Origin of the sequence: Bdellovibrio sp. HCB337 (genome assembly GCF_047302465.1) — a bacterium.
Taxonomy (GTDB): Bacteria; Bdellovibrionota; Bdellovibrionia; order Bdellovibrionales; family Bdellovibrionaceae; genus JACMRP01.
In genome coordinates this window covers 981,880-999,166 of record NZ_CP178621.1, presented here as the reverse complement: position 1 = coordinate 999,166, position 17,287 = coordinate 981,880, and the positions used below count along the sequence as shown (strand labels likewise).

Genomic DNA, 17,287 nt, shown 5'->3' with positions numbered 1-17,287 from the left:
AAGATCATGAGAAAACTTCCGTTGTTTGTACTCACATTCCTCCTTCTGAACTCTGGCTGCTCGTTCAATTTTTTGAATCGCTACGCAGCGACCGAAGATCAACTGGAGCGCGCAAAATCTCAGTTAAACGCGGACTTCAAAGCGCTCGAAGTCGCCATCGAAAATCTCGATACTAAAGTTGAAGAAGCCTATAAAAATAAGACGGCGCTAATTCCTAAGGCCAACAAAAGCCAATATAAGACTGCTCCCACCGGAGTTTACTATCGCGAGCCACGCCTGGCACGTTCTGATGTCTGGCTCTCGGCTTATAAAAAACAGTCGGTTTCTGCGAAAGAAGTTCTGTATTTTACTGAATCTTTGGAAGAGGATTTTCAAAATACGGTATCTACCAACGAAGCGATCGTTCAGGTCTACTACAACAGCAAAGACAGCATGTGCAAAATCTTTCCTCCAGTAGATTCTGTGAAGGCTTTCGATCCAAAAATGATTATTCCTGAGTTCAATTTTTATTACATGGCCAATGAAACCCACAATCCCGAGAAAAAAGTGGTCTGGGTGGATGAACCCTATTTGGATCCGGCGGGTCGCGGTTTTATGATCTCGGGGATCTCCCCGATTTACGTCGACAGTAACCTCGAGGGCGTGGCCGGCATCGATATTCGCCTAGCGACATTAACCGACAAATACTCCCGAGGGGACAACGAAGGCATCGTTTTAGTACACGAGACGGGCTTGTTAGTCAGTGCCTCTAATAGAGCCTCTGAAGTTCTCAACTTGCCACCATTCAAAGAAAAAGTGTACGAATCCACGGTGAAAAAAGACACCTTTCGTACAGATGAGTACAACCTCTCGAAACATAAAGATCCTCAGATCCAAAAACTTCTGAAAAAGTGTTTGTCCAAGGAACATGTCAACACATCCATCGACGCTCTTGGCAAGACCGTCAGACTCAGCTGCAGTCGCTTAGGATCCATCCACTGGCTGGTTATATCTCTGAATCTTAACTAATTATTCTGGCTTTGCTGTTGTATTTAGGAGCGGGCGCAGATGCGGATACTCTGCCAGATCACCTGCAAGAGCTAATTTTAAATTCTTCTCGATGGTCTCGACTCGTGAAATGTGGCGCCTGCCGATTCCCAAATAAAGAGCTTCTGTTGTCAATGTCGTTGGATAAGTGACAACAGTCTTTTTGATATTTTGATTTTTCTCCACTAAGTCCTGAATGATCACATCCGCGGCGATAAGATAGTCCACTCGGCCATGCAGGAGCATATCAAGGCCTTGACGAGGCGTACGTACTTCCAAAAGATTTAAACTATGCTTGTCGGCGTATTGATTTAAAGAGAATGTATTTAGAATCGTGACACCACGAAGCTCAGGCACTTTGTTGAAAGAAAATGCCTTGTCAGTTTTCACATAGGCGATTTTTTGCTTAATGTGAGCAAATGGAAACGAGCTTAACAAAACCGGCTTGCCAGATTTACGCTCAGCCTTTGTTATGCCAAAAGAAAAATCAATGACATTTTTATTAAGCATTTCCAAGCCGCGCTTTTGAGGAAGAGGAACTACCTCCACTTTACAACCCGACTGTGTCAGCACTTTTGCCATGAAGTTAAGGCCTTCAGCATAAGAAGAGATATTTTCATAACCTGGTTCATAAGACATCTTACAGAGAGTTGTGTTTTCCCCTGCGTGCGATACAGATGTCAAAAAAAGGAGTGCCACCAGATACTTCATATGGCCTGGTAGACTACTTCTGTTTAGTCCATTTTTAAACTGAAAAAGCGCCTATTCCCTCTGGATTCGATAGATCTTACATATGTGTGCCACACCTGTGGCCAAAAAAAGTGTCGTACTCATAGGTTTTTGCGCATTCCCGAAGGAAAAATATAGAACGATTTAGGGGCTTTTTAACATTGATCGACAGCAACAGTTCACTGCATGAGCATTTGACAAGTTCTCTGTGATTCACAAAAGGCAAAAGATTCCATGCATATTGCGAGCTTGCAATCTAAGGAGTGTTCTAAAATCACAAAAAGTTCAACACTTCACTGTCAATCTATTCGCATTGAAGAGGTCTGACCGCTGGCCCGTAACTTGAAGTTCAATCTCAATATGATCAAAAGTGATACTTTCATCGTAGCACCACTGGTACTCGTTTTAGTAATCGCTGCGTCCTACTTAGTGAAAACGCAGCTGATAAGACCCGCAGCCGTTAAGAAAAGTGCTGTGATGGAAGTTCGCTCCCTAATTCCGGCCAAACACATTGTTCATGCGCCTCGCCCCGCTTCGAAAGCCACTCGCTCACCCTCATCAACCCTAAGCGCCGGTCGTTAAACTCTTAGACAGGGGCCGCCCGTGGTCCCCGAAATAGTCCTTTTCACGTCCTCATTTTCAATCTAACCGCATTTGGACTGGCAAAGTCTTTGCTTAAAGTCTTTCCGGCGGCTTCCGACCTTTTTACGGAAGCCTGCGACTTATTCAAAGGACGTTGATCATGAAAACAAAAATACTCTCTTTAAGCCTTGCTGGTATCATCGCTGTTCAACATAGCGCTATCGCCGCAGAATCACGTGTGGACGCCATAGCTGACGTCCAAATTCTTTCGGCTCAAAAAGAACTGATGATCCTTCGTCATGATATTCAACGCCTTGATCAGGGCCTTGCAGAAACCGCTTTAGCGATCCAAGCGCGTAAAGAAAAAGGCAGCCTTGCTGCAGGCATCGCCGTTGGTGGAGCTGCTCTGGGTTTGGGACTTGCGGCACTTTCTTTTGGCGTATCCAAAGTCGGTGGAGATTCTGGAGTTGGTGGCATTCTTGCTTTGGCTGGATTCGGTGTTGCCGCTGTTAAAACAGCATCTTCTGCAGCTCTTCATTTAGTGAGTGAAATCCAAAAAGGTAGCGGCGAAACGAAAGAAGCGAACGAAGCATTGATTAAAGCTCGCCAGGAAATTTTAGCAGCACGCGCGGGTTCTGAGTTAACTCCTCAATCACTGACCGCCTTGGATGAGTTGGATCGCTCTTTGGAAGCGATCCAAAACTCTTTAGAAGAATATAAAGACCGTGAAAACCTGAATAAAGGTATTCGTCTGTCTGCAATGCTGTCTCAGGCTGCCGGTGCTGCGATTACATTCTATGTTGCGGCTGGTATCATGAGAAGCCAAGGCATGAACAAAACGGCTGCTGTGTTGGGCCCCACTTTGATGACTATTGGAAACATCACTTCGATCGCAGCGACGCTGTCGCCTTCTAAAACCAATGAGCTGTTAGCCGAGATTGCAAAAACTCGCAATGCTCTCGCGATCGCTTCAGAAAAACTGCAGTAACATGAAAAACGCTCAAGATGTTCTGCGATTCTGGTTTGAGGAAATTCCTCGGAAGCAGTGGTTCATGAAAGACCCTGCTTTTGATGAGCTAGTTCGCAAAAACTTTCTTGAAACACATCTTCAAGTAAGCCGTGGAGAGACTTTCACCTGGCGTAAATTAGCCGAAGGGCGTCTGGCGGAAATCATCGTCTTAGATCAATTTTCTCGGAATATGTTTCGCGACACACCGATGTCTTTTCAATTTGATTCTTTAGCACTGGTTCTGGCTCAAGAGGCCGTTAGTAGCGGTGCAGATCAAGCATTAATGTTGGATCAAAGAGCATTTATTTACATGCCCTACATGCACAGTGAATCCTTAAAGATTCATGACGAGGCAGTGCGCCTGTTTTCTCAATCTGGTTTAGAAAACTCTTTGAACTTTGAAATTCAACATAAAAAAATCATCGAGCGGTTTGGGCGCTATCCCCACCGTAATGCAGTTCTTGGCAGAATCTCTACGCCCGAAGAGATTGAGTTCTTAAAAGGCCCAGGATCCAGTTTTTAGTCTTGGCCCCTGACCACAGCATGTTAGAATTGTCCCATGGAAAATATTTCGGATCGAGAAAAGGAATTTGTTTACACGGCCGCTCAGTTTTTGGAAAACCCAGGTTTTCTGATTAAAGCCGCGAATGCTCTTGGTAAACCGTTAGAGCTGATGCAAAACTCTTTGCCCCCAATGATCCGAAGAAAAATTTCTGAAACCGCAGAAAATGCACTTCGTAAAACTTTGGATATTTCGATTTCGACCGTGGCACCAGAGTCCTTGCCGAAGCAACCCTTGTTACAAGGAAAAAAACACAGCATTGCTACGGCCGTCACAGGTGCTGTAGGTGGTTTTTTTGGTCCCTTAGCCCTTGCTGTTGAATTGCCGGTGACCACTGGGATTATTTTTAGATCCATCGCGACGATTGCACAAAGTTTTGGCGAGGACTTATCTGATCCCGAAGTGCGTATGGAGTGTCTACAAGTTTTTGCAATGGGGTCTCCGCAAAGCAATGTGGACGACGCGATGAACTCGTCTTATTTTGCGCAACGCTTGGCTTTGAATTCGTTTTTAAAGAAAGCTTCAGAAACTGGGACGGCATCGCTCTTAGCACGTTTTTTAGCTCGCGTGGCTGCTCGTTATGAAATCGTCGTTGCAGAGAAGGTCATGGCCGAAGCAATTCCGGTTTTAGGAGCTGCAGGTGGTGCAGCAATCAATGTCGCTTTCACCAACTTTTTTAACAACACCGCATACTATCATTTTGGTCTACGCCGTCTTGAAAGAAAGTACGGCGCAGATCTGGTTCAAAAACTCTATCTTGAATCCCTGAAGTAGTATTTAAACAGTAGGCTGCCCTGGTGTTTTAGTTTTTAAAAACCGCCCTACGGCATCTACCAAAGTCCACAAATTGTAGGGCTTCTGCAAAGTCAGATAAGGTCCTTCGACACTCTGAAGTTGATTCAGTTCCGTATCTAAGCCTGTCGTAAAAATCACTGGGATATCCTTACGAACTTCGCGAATTCGGCGCGCAAGCTCTTCCCCACGCATACCTGGCATTGTGATGTCGGTCACAACCAAAGAATATTTAGCTGGATTCTCCATAAATGCTTTGTAGGCCTCTTGGGGATATGAAAAACCTGTCGTCTTGTAACCATTGTCATTCAAGATATCGCATGTTAGTTCCACCATCGTGGATTCATCATCAACCACTAAAATTTCTTGGCCATGTCCCTGAGGAAGAGAAGAGAGATCCGTAACAGGAACTTCGATCTTTTCTTTCATAAAAAGCGGAAAATACAAAACAAACTCACTACCTTCAAGAGGAATAGACTTTACTTCGATGTGTCCACCGTGATTTTTCACGATATTCTGTACCACTGACAACCCTAAGCCCGTCCCCTGCCCGGCACCCTTTGTCGTGAAGAATGGTTCAAAGATACGCGGCAGAGTTTCAGAGTCTATGCCAACGCCATTGTCCCGCACGGTAAGCTTTGCTTCGCCATTTTCCCTTTCAAGAATAATCTCTATCAGACCGCTAGACTTAGTAATCGCCTGCGCGGCATTGGTACATAGATTCATCAGTACTTGATGGATCTGCGTGGCGTTGGCAAAGATCGTCATGTCATAATCCAAAATGATCGTACGGATTTCAATATGTGCCCCGATCCCCGCGCGTAAGATCTGTCCTACCTCTTGAATGATTTGCGCCAAAGAAAGCGGCTTGTTTTCGTCCTGCTGTCCCTTTCGCCCGAAAGTCAGAATCTGCCTTACAAGATCACGAGCGCGGAGAGAGGCTTTGTCGGCACGATTGATGTATTCTGTGGCTGGTGATTTTTCCCCGGCGCGCATGCGCGCAAATTCCAGATTTGCAGTGATGGCTCCTAAGACATTGTTAAAGTCATGAGCAATACCGCTCGCGAGACGCCCGATAGACTCCATTTTTTGTGAGTGTGCGACTTGCGATTCAAGATGGCGCTTCATATCTTCGGTTTCTTGACGACTTCGTTCAGAGCGAATTCGTTCGATCTCGGCTCCGGCTCGAGCGGCAAAAATACTGAATACAGTCGTTACTAAATCTGAGTCTTCCATCGGAGAGTCATGCAATCCCACGAGAATTCCCAATATATCGCCGCGAGAATCAAAGAGCGAAACTCCCAAATAACTTTCAGCACCGATTTGAGTTAACATATGATCTTTAGGGAAAAGGTGCTGAACGCCTTTTGAAAAATAACAGATCTCTTCGCGTAGCACGCCCTCACACGGAGTATTCTCTATATCATATTCAACATTGGGAATGGGCTCGCCATCTTTACTGGCCGCAATCGTTACAACACGCTGACGATCTTTTGCGACCTCACCAACAAAAACATAGCGGCAGCGTAAAACCTTCCCTATCTCGATAACAAGTTTATCCAAGAACTTTTGACCAATTTCTTTTGAAGTACGACTGTTAATCGCTTTCACGGTGTGCTCAAAAAGCTCTGCTTTTTCAATTTCGTTTCTTAAACGGAACTCTGACCGCAAGAACGCCCGAGACAGGTAGAACGCCAACCAAACTAGTCCCACATAAAGTGGAACTAATAAATAGGCTGACGTCCACACCGTTTTGTAAACGACCGATGTCAACCGCGCGGCCGCTGCTGTCACAGGGTAGCGTTCAAATTTGGAAAAGCTAATCACGCGTTCTTGCCCGTCGACGGAACTAGGTCCGATAACAGTGCCACGCGGATTATTATAGATAGCGCTTACAATGTCTGGATACCGAGTCCTGACCTCGCCGACAATATTGTCTTTCCATGGAAAACGCGTCATATAGCGACCTTCGCTATCAATCAATGCCATGCTATCGCCAAGCTTCAGATCGATGGTTTTATAAAAGCTTTGCACCGAGCGAGGATCCATCAAAACTGCGATAACGCCTGAAAAGCTACCATCAGGCTTAGAAACACGAATCGAAAGGGGGATCTTATAAATTTGTCGATGAGGACCCTTATAGATGTCGCCTACCTTAATCTGCTTAGAAGTGTCCTCGGAATGAAATTGGAAAAAAGGAACTTCACTGAAGTTTTCCGGTTTAGCCGGAATCCCCATGCTTGAAGAAAGCAAGTTCCCTTGAGCGTCGATAACGATGAACTCTCCATTTGGCTCTTGCTCCATGTCCATTTTCTGCAATTGATCAAAAAGAGCCTGTTCACTACGACTTGCAAATGCCTGTTGAAAAGACGGGGTTTCCAGCCGTGACTTCAACAGCGCGTGAGCCTTGTCAATTTGCCGAAGGGTATTTTCCTTTAGAGCACTGGCAACATTATACGTATCTATTTTTGCACTCTCTAAAGCCTCTTTTCGGAGGTTCGCAAGATGGAAAATAAAACCCGCGCCCAACACTAAAGCGAAGGACCAAAATAATGAATATACAACGTTTTTCTGCAGAGAAGCTTTAGACCCACTCATAGACCTCCTACTCTAAACTTCTGAAGGAAGTTGTCAAAGACTCCGCGCGAATCTCATTCTTAGATTTCACATAAGCATGTGTTTTGCGACACTGTCCCATCTCGAGACTGGACCTGGCCTTTCCGCTAAAGCCATTTTTATTTCTCCCCCTATCAGATATCATTAAAAAATGACTCGCATGGGGATCCTGTTATCGGTTTTAGGGGCTATCGCCGTTGTTGCATTTAACAACTGCTCCAAAGGCTTTAATGCTGATACCTCGGGCATTCTCAATAGCGCCAGCGCCCAATGCCGCGCGAAAGTCATGACCTCTGCCAAATCCGAAGAGCTCCAGAAAAACCCTTCTTTGTGCGAAGATGCCAGCTTCTATCAATGCGACGTGCGCCGCTTCCGACCCGGAGTGGGTACCGAGCAAAGTCAGGGCCGCCAGTGTTTGAATATTGCAGGACTTGGCGAAGCTTGCGTAAATGTTGTGACTTACAATTTCGACACCTTCAATCAACAGCAAGATGCAGAAGCCCAAGACCTTGTCGAAGGTGGTGCGTACAACCGCGACGAGGCGAGTTGCATTCATACTCAAATCAAAAGCCGCGATATCGCCTTCATTCATGGCGAGGGTTCTAATCTGAATAGCGCTTTTGAGAGTGCTCTTGAAAATTGCCGACAAAGGAGCCGCCCGTGAAATCCCTCTTTCACATTACAATCCTTTGGAGTGGTATTTTACTGAGCGTTTCGTTTGCACAGGCTCATTCACGCTTGAAGGCGAGCGACGTGATTAAAATCCGTAGTACCGATCCTGGAGTTAAAATCGGTCCTTGCGGTGGATTTGTGCGCGTGGCACAGCCTGCTGTCATCAATGGTGGTCAAAGCATCACCGTTACTTGGGAAGAAACTATCTACCATCCTGGTCGTTTTGAATTTTACTTCTCTACAGGTGGAGATCAAAACTTTACATTACTAAAAACAATCCAGAACAACCAACAAGGGATGCCACTGCCACATCAATTTAGCACGACGCTAAATATTCCTGATGTGAATTGTAGTGCATGCACCTTCCAGATGATTCAAGTGATGACCGAAAATCCTGCGAACCCAACGAACTACTATTCGTGTGCCGATATGCAAGTTAAAGGCAGTGCGACAGCTCCGTCACCAACTCCGACCCCTGCCGCAACGGCAACTCCAAGTACAACACCGACCCCATCCACAGGGGATGACTGTCACTAATAACACGGTGACCTAATCTTTTTAAGATTTATCTCTTTTCAATCATTTATAAAAAAATGATTGGGCCTGCTTGACATTGTTTTTAGCGATCTCATCTTTGCACTAAGAACAACTGATGAAGGAGGTTCTACATGCGATTACTGACATCAAATTGGCCTACACAATCCGATCTCTTTTCAGAGATGGATCGTCTCTTCGGAAATTTCGTTTCTACTCCGTCAAATTCTTCCTATGACGACAGGGATTTTTCTCCTGCGGCAGAGGTCTCTGAGAGTGAAGAAAAATTTCTGATGAGCATAGACCTGCCGGGAATCAAAAAAGAAGATATCAAGATTGAAATTGATCAGAATGTCTTGAAAATTTCCGGCGAAAGAAAACGTGAAGCAGAAGCAAAAGAAAATACCAAAGTGCATTTCTATGAAAAGCGCTACGGAGTTTTCAAAAAGAGTTTTACTCTTCCGCGTTCTGTGGATGGTGCAAAAATTGAAGCCCGTTTTGAAAACGGCGTTCTAGAAATTCAAATTCCAAAAACTGAGGTTTCTAAACCTCGACAAATCGAAATCCTTTCCTAATTCCCCTCCCCGCGATTGCCTTACGCCTTGTCGTTTTTCGACGAGAGCGTAAGGCCCCTCTAAACTCAAGTCCGTAAATATCACTCCATTTAAAATTAACAATTCAAATTCATTCTCGTTTTTCTTGTTTGGTTTTTGTCAGAATTCTGGTCTTGGTTCTGCGGTAAAAAACTTTATTATTTTTAAATGGCGCAAATAAAACAAGTACTCAAAGATCAGTATCTGGTGCGCGAAGGCGAAACGCCTTCCGAAATGTACATCATCAAAAACGGCTCGTTTGCGATTACCCAATTCCGCGGTAACTCTGAGCTTCGTTACAAAGACTTCAAAACAGGAGAAATGTTTGGTGAGGTCGGTTTGTTTGACAAACGCACTTCTGAGGTCAATATCAAGGCGCTTCAAAACTCAGAAGTGATCGTGATGCCCTATGAAACTTTGCATAAGCAGATCGATGTCTTGCCAACTTGGATTCAGGCCCTTTTTAAAAACCTGATCAATCACCTGCAAGAAAGCATTCACTTTATTCACGCCAATGCGGCCACTGACAATGTGGGACCGGCTTCGTCTCACCTTTTGACAAAGTATATGGCGATTCTTAATCTTACCAGCCTTCGTCATAAGGGCCATTTTAGTCTTGCCGCTCTTCGCAACTATACCATTCAGGTTTTCCAAGAGCCTACCGCTCGTATGAATACTTTGGCGCATGCCTTGGCGGAGCTTGGCTACCTTCAGCATCAAGAGATGCCTGAAGGCCCGGGATTCAAAGATCTTAAGCCAGAAAATTTGACCCGATTCCTTGATTGGTACAATGAATGGCTCTTTAAGCCAGAAAGAGCTCGCATACTTTTGCTAAACGACGAAGAAACTAAAAATCTAAAAGCAATGATCGAGTTCGCCAAAGACCTGCCAAGGAATCACAAAGGTTTTGCAAAAGTAAATCTGAATGCTCTGCAAACTGAGTCTGTCGATAAAACCGGTCGAGCCCTTCGCAAAGAAGATATTCAAGTGCTAACGGCCAAGAAGTACTTTAGCGAACCCACTATGGAAGACTCGGGCGTGACCCTTTACCTCCACTGTGAAGAGCTCGAGACGCTTGCCGAAAACTGCTTCCTGGTCAATAATCTGACACGAATCTTCTCTTAAAACCTTTGCATTTCGTTAGAGACGGCATGGGGATTGAAATAACAATCCCCTAAGAGAGTCCTCTGAAAAGATGTCTCATTTTGAGACATTGCTCTAGAGTGGAGAAAATGCCGTGGTAAAAGCGTCCTTACTGACATTCCTCTTCTTGTTTCAATTGATAAGCCTGAGTGCTTCCGCTCAAGAGCTTTGCCGCGATGTTTTCACAGACTCTGCCAAGGGATTTCCTAGTGAAGGCACTGCTCCTTCAGACCTTCAGAATGCAATCCATCAAACTCACGAGCGCGCTCGTCGTGTGGAATTTGACCCTGACCAATTGGTTCAGGAATATCCAAATATTAAAGACACTTACCTTGATGCACTCGCTATGACTCCGGGATACAGCACTGAGAAGCCGTACCTTTCTTTGGTAATCCCTGCCTACAAAGAAGCCCACCGTCTGCCGGAATCCTTAGTAAAAATCCAAAGGTTCTTTGATAAGTTTCCATTCCCAGTCGAAGTCTTGGTGATGGTTGAAAAATCGCCGGATTTTACGTACGAAGTCTCTAGCTCTTTGGTTGCGGGCGATCCGCGTATCAAAGTCATCGATAACGTCGTTAAAAATGGCAAAGGCTATGCGGTCCGTTCGGGCATGAAGCGCTCTCAGGGCGAAATAACCCTTTTCATGGACGCCGACCTCTCAACCCCACTCCCAGAAATTTTCAATTTCTTACAGCGCTTTCAGCGAGAGCCTCAATTGCAAGTATTGATTGGGGATCGTAAAACTCAGGCTGATAACAGCGATCAAAAACGAAGTCTTTTCCGCCAAGCTCTCAGTAAAGGCTTTAGTTACATGGTTCAAAAGTTTTCTGTAGAAGGAATTCCAGATACTCAATGCGGGTTTAAGGCGTTTCGCAAAAAAGCAAACGCCGAGATCTTCAAGCACCAGAGTTTGAACACCTTCGCATTTGACGTTGAGGTTTTGGTTTTAGCAAAAGAGCTTGGCTATCAGATTGGCTCACAACCTGTAAAATGGATTGATGATAAGCGCTCGACAGTACATCCCCTTTGGGATCCCCTGAAGATGGCCCGTGACATCGTCCAAATCAAACATCTAGTGAAGAAGAATCTGCGCGAAGCTCAGAAGCCCTAGTAAACTTCGCGAGAGAAATATTTAACCCAGTTTTCTAAAGAACGATAGAACACCAACGGTTGGTTCGAGGAATTTAGTACCATCACCGCGTATTGGCCCGCACCCGAAATGTAGGTTCCCCCTTGCACCGGAGTCTCAAGAGCCTCTGCGTTTGTGCTCCACCCACCTGATGTACCCACCGTCTTGGTAGCAAGGTATAACCCTTGATCTGCCACTGAGTAGAAAGTTACAAAAACTTTTCCTGTTGTATCAACTCGCACAGAAGGTTTATTCACGATAGAAGTAACACTTCCGATGACGTAATTGAGACGCTCGCCTTCAAAGGCACTCTCACCCGTCTGAGCGCAAGTAAGGACATCATCCCCTGCAGGACAAGTTACATAACGAACGGCCCCTACACCTTGATCCATGTGAACGATGTAAGGCTTATCATCAGAATCAAGATAGAAATCAATGCCCTCTCCACGAGTGTTAACTCCTTGTGAATTCGTATCCAAGGTCAAACAAGTCCACGTGTAAGTGCTGCTCGTTTCAGCTTCGGTCGCATAAGCCATACGTAAGGATTTAACACCAGCAACTGAAGCCTGATAGACAATCACAGGACGACCACCTGAAGTCCACTTCAACTGCGAATAAAGACCCGTCGTCGTCGTTGCAGCTGTAGAACAACCATTCGTGCCGGCAGAGCCTGGACCGTCCACGATATAACGTCGCCAGCCGCCATTTTTTTCCCGCTTTGCAAATTTCAATCGTTGGCCTGTGGCGCCTGTTGAATGGTCGTAGTAGGAAACTCCGACAGTATTCTCGGTGCTGATTTTAATAGAGCTATGCTGCCCGACCGTGTTGGTTGTAACAGCACTGCCATCCACACGTTCTAAAGAAAAACTAGTCCCGCCGTTATTTGATCGAGCCACCATAAGATATCCCATGTTGGCTGCAGTTCCGTTATCTAAATAAGAAACCAAAGGATTGCTGTTCGCATCGTAAGTCAGTGAAGGATAGGCTCCGTTCGTGAACGTCGTCAGACCTTGAGTCGCGCTCGCAATGATTTTTTCGCCAAAGGCCGGCGCAAGCACCGTCCCGCCGCGAACTCCATAATACAAATGGGAATTCACACCTGGAGCAGCACCGGGTTCCTGATAGAAGTACACGTATCCCACAGTGCCATTCGGAGCGATCGTCGCATCCAACATAGGGACTGCTGTGCTTTGAGTGACAAAGTTGGTTTGATCTACGTGAGCTAAGCTGACAGTACCGGTCGTTGCAATGTCACTGCCATAAAGATTAAAGACTTTTAGATCTTGCCCCGTCACACCCGCAGCTGCAGCAGTCAATGCGCCGTAAGAACCCCAAAGCACTGACGTCGTGATGTCATATATAAAACCGCCACCGATGGTATTGGTAGTTGCTTCCACCGTAATCTGATCTGGTGAGGTATTCCAGTTAGCTGCTAAAGCCGACGTTTGTTTGTTCAATACCAAACTGGTTCCGGTCGCCGCGACTAAAGAGGATAGATAGAAATTAGTTCCGTCTGCTGCGACTCTTAAGCCCAATGTTCCTTGTGCTGCTGCTGGGTATCCGCGCACGGTAGCCCATGCCGTTGTCGATAGACCGGCATCACATGCTGCTGGAGATTGTGTTGAAAGAATCCCTGTCGCTGCTGTTATTGGCGAGGTTAACGAAGGTGCTGCGTAAAATGCACTTAGGAAAATATTTCCTGTCACGGGATCTACTGTAAGGTCCGAACGCGAAAAAGCATTTCCAGCTGCGGCTGTCATTGCAGGTGTCGTCGTGATACAAGCTCCACCACAACCTGCGTGAAAATCCAACCCCTGCCAAGTGGCGCAAGATCCATCGCTATTCGAAGTTGCACAACGCAAAATGAATCCTTGCGTAGATGCCGCTGGCACATTATCCACGGTCGCTAAAGAAATTAAAGCACCTACGCCATCTGCAGAACTGCCGCCGGTATTATACTTACACCAAGCAGCTCCGGATTGACTCATCCCCGTGCCTGCAACATAAGTAGGCGCCCCACTAACAAAGGTCAGAGCTGTCGTTGGTGCAGTAGGAGCTGTGATCGTAACTGGAGTGGTCCATGTGCCATCGGTTTTTCTCATTGTATAGGCGTAAGCACTGTTGTTTGCCGTCGCCGCATAGATACCAAAATACAAGTGAATGCGATTGCTATCATCCACAAGCATACGAAGGCCCTTTATCGGATACTCTAAGGTCGCAAGCTGCGGTCCAACACTGCTTGTCGTCAGTGCCATAATTTGAGTTCCAAGAACCGCCGTCGAGATGGTCCACGTACCACTTGTCGATTTTTCAGCAAGACGAATAGATTTGCCTGAAGATGAAGACGCTGCTCCACCTGTGCCATACACATAGGCGATTACTGGTCGTGCTGCTGTAGTTTCGTTTAAAAACTTCACATCAAACATTTGCGCTTGAGAGGCCGTCGGCACCGCGACGTTTGGGGCGCCAATACAGTTTGCAGAAGTTGCACCACCACCGCAAGCTTGTGCAGCGGTTCCGGCATTAGCATCAATAACTTCGATTTCCCAATTGCCAACAGCATCCATCGAAGCAAACTTTAACGCGCCCGCCACCGGTGAAACCAAGGCCGAGCGATCATAATAGACAACTGCTGGTGCGTGAGTCAGAGGGTTGATAGCCATTTCAGACCAAGACCCCGTCATGGCGTTAAAATTCAGTCCAGCTCCAACGCTGACAACTTTTTTTACGTCTGTGATTGTAGGCTCTGTCTCCATAGGAGTTTGGGTAACACCTTCAACAGAGTTTTTACTATCGCAAGCACTCAGAGCCCAAAGCGACAAAAATAAACTTGCGGCAATTTTCAGTTTCATAAAACTCCATCCTAGAGTCGAAATTAAAACTTAAATCTAAGCTCTACCGGAGCGATGACATTCGTCGAACTCTCTTTGGCGTCGGTCACTCCGCGCTCGCCAGTTCCGGTATATATAATTTGTGAATAAAAAACCTGAGCACCGACAGAAAAATCAATAAAGTGGTTCACGTGATAAACGAAGCGAAAGCCAATGTCCGGATTGATGCTGGTTTTGTAGTAGCCGGTTTTATCACTGGCTTCATTCATAAAAAGAGGAATAAAAAGTCCCGCATTGGCAGATAGTTGAAAGATCTCATCTAGCTGCTTCGAATAGGTAAGCCCTACTGTTACACCACCCTCGGTACGGGTGGGCATAAACACATTCGGTGTCGTGGTGTCTGCCTTGTGGTCACGGTATTCAAGTGCCACAAAGTAGTTAAAAATTCTGGAGGAATCTTGTTTTGTGCGAAGTCTTTCGTATGCCAAAATCCCTCGCGTGAAGCGACTGTCGATCTTGGTAGGTGTTAAATCCGAAGGAGGAGTCACCGCATAGAGAAGATTTTGGTAATCCAGCGTGATCGCCGAAAGTTCTCGCATCCACGTCAAACCGACAGAAGTCCCGTTGCCAGAAGAAGAGCCATTAGAAGCCTGAAATCCGGTACCGCTAAGACTGTAGCTTTGAATACTTGGCAGAGCTCCGAAGCGAATCTCGCCTCTTTGTGAAGGTTTTTCTTGAGCATTAGTAATTTGAAGGAACAACGAAGTGGTCAAAAATAAAAACAATGTTTTCATGTGCGCGCTCCACTGCTGCCAATACCTAGATTCTTTCACTCTGAGGCCAATAAACAGATATTTGAATAAAATTTTTTAACAAGGGCTGGGAAGGGATTAGATTCTGATCGAAAAGGTCTGTGAATGAAGAGGGCTCCCTATAAGTCCTGCTAAAAACCCAGACTTAGTGGCAGGCCGTAGAAGTCTCTTTTTGTTTGCTGGTCCTTCTTTGCAGCTCTAGACTCTAAGAGAGGTATTTTCTATGGCAAAACTTCGCCGCTGGGTTGTAAAAGCCGGCAGTAAGATGGTGTGCGACGGAGGCCCCCTCCTGATGCGCGCATGGATGCAACAAGTAGCTCTTCTTCGCAAGAAACATGGCATTGAAGTGATCTGGGTCACATCGGGCGCCATTGCCTGGGCCGTTTCACGAACAAACTTCAAAAAACCAAAGCGCAGCCTTCCGCAAAAGCAAGCTCTGAGCGCGATCGGTCAGCCGCTGGTGATGGATCAATACAATCTGGCTCTGCAAGCTTCCAGTCTTCTAGGGTCGCAAGTTTTGCTGACTGCCGGAGATATGAAAAATGCAACTCGCAGAAAAAATCTTCAGAACACATTGAATGAACTCCTTTTGTGGAAAGTAATTCCTATCCTGAATGAAAACGATGCCGTTGCGACTGAAGAGATTCGTTTCGGTGACAATGACTCGCTTGCTTCAAAGGTTGCGATCATGATGAAGGCAGAGCGTTTAGTTCTGATGACGGATGTAGATGGTCTTTATGATTCGGATCCGAACAAGAATCCGAAAGCTCATTTGATTTCTTATTGTCCCCGCATTAGTAAAGCCGAATACGCGCTTGCCGATCGCAAAGCGGTCTCTAAAGTGGGAACCGGTGGAATGTATTCGAAATTGTTAGCCGCTGACAACGCCCATCAGCACGGGATCGTCACTCATCTTGTGCGAGGAGATTTGCCAAGCAACTTGATCCAAATTGCCAAAGGCGAAGTGATCGGGACCCAAGTGGGAGGTCGATATGGATCCAAAAAATGAACAAATGCTTCAGACTCTGCGTGAGTCTGCAAGAGCTCAAAGAAAAATTCCTGCGGTTCAAAAAAATGCAGCTCTTTTAAAGTTAGCAGAAGATCTTGGTAAAAATTCTCAAACTGTTTTAGATGCTAATCAAAAAGATCTTGCAGCCCTTTCCGCAGACACCGCCCCTGCTTTTCGTGATCGTCTGACTCTGAATCCCCAGCGCCTGGAAGGCATGATGGAGAGTCTTCGCCAAGTGGCGGCTCTACCAGATCCAGTCGGTGAAATGATCGAGCAAAGAACTCTGAAGAATGGTTTAAATCTGCAAAAAATCCGCGCGCCCCTTGGTGTGATTTTTATGATCTTCGAGTCTCGTCCGAATGTGATCCTCGAAGCTTTTTCTTTGGCGTTTAAATCCGGCAATGTGATCTTGCTTCGTGGAGGATCAGAGTCCCGTCACACGGCGGCTGCGATATACAAACTTATGCATCAAAGCCTGCAAGCGAGTGGTTTTACCCAAGTTCCTTTCCATGGCCTTGAAGACTATGATCGCTCTTTGGTGGAAGCTCTTTTAAAGCGCAAAGATTATATCGATATCGTCGTACCTCGTGGTGGCGAGAAACTTATCGACTTTGTCCAAAGAACCGCGCTTATGCCGATTATTAAAAATGATCGTGGCCTGTGCCACACGTATATCGATGAAGATGCGGATTTAGCAATGGCCGTAAATATCGTGACGAATGCGAAGACTCAACGTCCTGGTGTCTGTAATGCTTTAGAAACGGTATTAGTTCATGAAAAAGTAGCCGCCAAGTTTTTACCAATGCTGAATCAAGCGACTGAAAGTAAAAAACTTAAATGGCACACAGATCTTACTTCTTTTGAAATTCTCGGCAAGAACCCATTGGTTACTTTGGCCGACAATGAAGACTGGGATACCGAGTATCTAGATCTGATTATGAATTGCCGAGTAGTTAAGAGTTTGGACGAAGCTCTCACTCATATTGAAAAGCACGGCTCTAAACATTCGGAAGCCATCGTCACGAGTTCCGAAAAGAAAGCCCGCGTGTTTCAGCAAGAGGTTGATGCAGCAGCCGTATATTGGAATGCTTCAACCCGTTTTACAGATGGGTTTGAGTTCGGTCTTGGTGGTGAGCTTGGCATCAGTACTCAAAAGCTCCATGTCCGTGGTCCTGTCGGCTTGCGGGAACTGACAAGTCCCCGCTGGATCATCGACGGCACCGGACAAATTAGACAATAAAACTAGCT

Annotated in this window: 15 protein-coding genes; 11 read left to right on the top strand and 4 right to left on the bottom strand. The window is 45.9% G+C overall.

Annotation, left to right across the window (positions count from 1 at the left end; genetic code table 11):
• Positions 1-6 precede the first annotated feature (6 nt).
• Entirely contained in the window at positions 7-1,008 is a 1,002-nt protein-coding gene (locus tag ACLWBB_RS04840; RefSeq protein WP_413290444.1) for a hypothetical protein, read from the top strand.
• On the opposite strand, the gene ACLWBB_RS04835 is transcribed toward ACLWBB_RS04840, so the two are convergent.
• Positions 1,009-1,737 (bottom strand): substrate-binding periplasmic protein, encoded by a 729-nt coding sequence (locus ACLWBB_RS04835; protein ID WP_413290443.1) that lies wholly within the window; start codon positions 1,735-1,737, stop codon positions 1,009-1,011.
• Between the two features lie 760 nt (positions 1,738-2,497).
• Between ACLWBB_RS04835 and ACLWBB_RS04830 the strand changes: the two genes are divergently transcribed.
• The 3 genes from ACLWBB_RS04830 to ACLWBB_RS04820 are packed head-to-tail and all read left to right on the top strand — an operon-like array spanning position 2,498 to position 4,682.
• On the top strand, positions 2,498-3,325 hold the full coding sequence (locus tag ACLWBB_RS04830) for a hypothetical protein (RefSeq protein WP_413290442.1): 828 nt from the start codon (positions 2,498-2,500) through the stop codon (positions 3,323-3,325).
• 1 nt (position 3,326) lies between these two features.
• A complete protein-coding gene (locus ACLWBB_RS04825) occupies positions 3,327-3,869 on the top strand; it encodes a DUF924 family protein (protein WP_413290441.1) in 543 nt (180 codons plus the stop codon).
• A gap of 36 nt (positions 3,870-3,905) precedes the next feature.
• Positions 3,906-4,682 carry an EcsC family protein gene (locus tag ACLWBB_RS04820; RefSeq protein ID WP_413290440.1) on the top strand — a complete coding sequence of 259 codons (777 nt, stop codon included), beginning with the start codon at positions 3,906-3,908 and terminating at the stop codon, positions 4,680-4,682.
• A gap of 3 nt (positions 4,683-4,685) precedes the next feature.
• Here ACLWBB_RS04820 and ACLWBB_RS04815 read toward each other — a convergent pair whose 3' ends face one another.
• A complete protein-coding gene (locus ACLWBB_RS04815; protein ID WP_413290439.1) occupies positions 4,686-7,298 on the bottom strand; it encodes an ATP-binding protein in 2,613 nt (870 codons plus the stop codon).
• A gap of 178 nt (positions 7,299-7,476) precedes the next feature.
• Here ACLWBB_RS04815 and ACLWBB_RS04810 point away from each other — a divergent pair, with 178 nt between their 5' ends.
• The 5 genes from ACLWBB_RS04810 (at position 7,477) to ACLWBB_RS04790 (ending at position 11,369) form a co-directional block, all read left to right on the top strand.
• Positions 7,477-7,980: a hypothetical protein gene (locus ACLWBB_RS04810; RefSeq protein WP_413290438.1), complete on the top strand. Its 504-nt coding sequence runs from the start codon at positions 7,477-7,479 to the stop codon at positions 7,978-7,980.
• Positions 7,977-8,525 (top strand): SCE4755 family polysaccharide monooxygenase-like protein, encoded by a 549-nt coding sequence (locus tag ACLWBB_RS04805; RefSeq protein ID WP_413290437.1) that lies wholly within the window; start codon positions 7,977-7,979, stop codon positions 8,523-8,525. The genes ACLWBB_RS04810 and ACLWBB_RS04805 overlap by 4 nt, the downstream gene beginning before the upstream one ends.
• A 131-nt stretch (positions 8,526-8,656) precedes the next feature.
• Positions 8,657-9,097 carry an Hsp20/alpha crystallin family protein gene (locus ACLWBB_RS04800; protein WP_413290436.1) on the top strand — a complete coding sequence of 147 codons (441 nt, stop codon included), beginning with the start codon at positions 8,657-8,659 and terminating at the stop codon, positions 9,095-9,097.
• A gap of 186 nt (positions 9,098-9,283) precedes the next feature.
• Positions 9,284-10,240 (top strand): Crp/Fnr family transcriptional regulator, encoded by a 957-nt coding sequence (locus ACLWBB_RS04795; RefSeq protein WP_413290435.1) that lies wholly within the window; start codon positions 9,284-9,286, stop codon positions 10,238-10,240.
• Positions 10,241-10,352: 112 nt separating this feature from the next.
• Positions 10,353-11,369 carry a glycosyltransferase gene (locus tag ACLWBB_RS04790; RefSeq protein WP_413290434.1) on the top strand — a complete coding sequence of 339 codons (1,017 nt, stop codon included), beginning with the start codon at positions 10,353-10,355 and terminating at the stop codon, positions 11,367-11,369.
• Here the strand turns inward: ACLWBB_RS04790 and ACLWBB_RS04785 are convergent.
• Together ACLWBB_RS04785 and ACLWBB_RS04780 are read right to left on the bottom strand one after the other, a co-directional pair.
• The gene (locus tag ACLWBB_RS04785) at positions 11,366-14,239 is read right to left on the bottom strand and encodes a hypothetical protein (protein WP_413290432.1); all 2,874 of its coding nucleotides are present in this window, start codon (positions 14,237-14,239) and stop codon (positions 11,366-11,368) included. The genes ACLWBB_RS04790 and ACLWBB_RS04785 overlap by 4 nt on opposite strands.
• Before the next feature lie 23 nt (positions 14,240-14,262).
• The gene (locus tag ACLWBB_RS04780; RefSeq protein ID WP_413290431.1) at positions 14,263-15,012 is read right to left on the bottom strand and encodes a hypothetical protein; all 750 of its coding nucleotides are present in this window, start codon (positions 15,010-15,012) and stop codon (positions 14,263-14,265) included.
• Positions 15,013-15,253: 241 nt separating this feature from the next.
• Between ACLWBB_RS04780 and proB the strand changes: the two genes are divergently transcribed.
• Positions 15,254-16,039 carry a glutamate 5-kinase gene (gene proB, locus ACLWBB_RS04775; protein ID WP_413290430.1) on the top strand — a complete coding sequence of 262 codons (786 nt, stop codon included), beginning with the start codon at positions 15,254-15,256 and terminating at the stop codon, positions 16,037-16,039.
• Complete coding sequence (locus tag ACLWBB_RS04770) at positions 16,023-17,279, top strand: glutamate-5-semialdehyde dehydrogenase (protein WP_413290429.1); 1,257 nt, start codon at positions 16,023-16,025, stop codon at positions 17,277-17,279. Before proB ends, ACLWBB_RS04770 begins: the two co-directional genes overlap by 17 nt.
• Positions 17,280-17,287 lie beyond the last annotated feature (8 nt).

Bases quoted from the DNA above. Each gene is read 5' to 3' on its own strand.
- ACLWBB_RS04830 (WP_413290442.1), top strand. From the start codon at position 2,498: ATGAAAACAAAAATACTCTCTTTAAGCCTTGCTGGTATCATCGCTGTT.
- proB (WP_413290430.1), top strand. From the start codon at position 15,254: ATGGCAAAACTTCGCCGCTGGGTTGTAAAAGCCGGCAGTAAGATGGTG.
- ACLWBB_RS04820 (WP_413290440.1), top strand. From the start codon at position 3,906: ATGGAAAATATTTCGGATCGAGAAAAGGAATTTGTTTACACGGCCGCT.
- ACLWBB_RS04770 (WP_413290429.1), top strand. From the start codon at position 16,023: ATGGATCCAAAAAATGAACAAATGCTTCAGACTCTGCGTGAGTCTGCA.
- ACLWBB_RS04785 (WP_413290432.1), bottom strand. From the start codon at position 14,239: ATGAAACTGAAAATTGCCGCAAGTTTATTTTTGTCGCTTTGGGCTCTG.
- ACLWBB_RS04800 (WP_413290436.1), top strand. From the start codon at position 8,657: ATGCGATTACTGACATCAAATTGGCCTACACAATCCGATCTCTTTTCA.
- ACLWBB_RS04840 (WP_413290444.1), top strand. From the start codon at position 7: ATGAGAAAACTTCCGTTGTTTGTACTCACATTCCTCCTTCTGAACTCT.
- ACLWBB_RS04815 (WP_413290439.1), bottom strand. From the start codon at position 7,298: ATGAGTGGGTCTAAAGCTTCTCTGCAGAAAAACGTTGTATATTCATTA.
- ACLWBB_RS04780 (WP_413290431.1), bottom strand. From the start codon at position 15,012: ATGAAAACATTGTTTTTATTTTTGACCACTTCGTTGTTCCTTCAAATT.
- ACLWBB_RS04825 (WP_413290441.1), top strand. From the start codon at position 3,327: ATGAAAAACGCTCAAGATGTTCTGCGATTCTGGTTTGAGGAAATTCCT.
- ACLWBB_RS04810 (WP_413290438.1), top strand. From the start codon at position 7,477: ATGGGGATCCTGTTATCGGTTTTAGGGGCTATCGCCGTTGTTGCATTT.
- ACLWBB_RS04795 (WP_413290435.1), top strand. From the start codon at position 9,284: ATGGCGCAAATAAAACAAGTACTCAAAGATCAGTATCTGGTGCGCGAA.
- ACLWBB_RS04835 (WP_413290443.1), bottom strand. From the start codon at position 1,737: ATGAAGTATCTGGTGGCACTCCTTTTTTTGACATCTGTATCGCACGCA.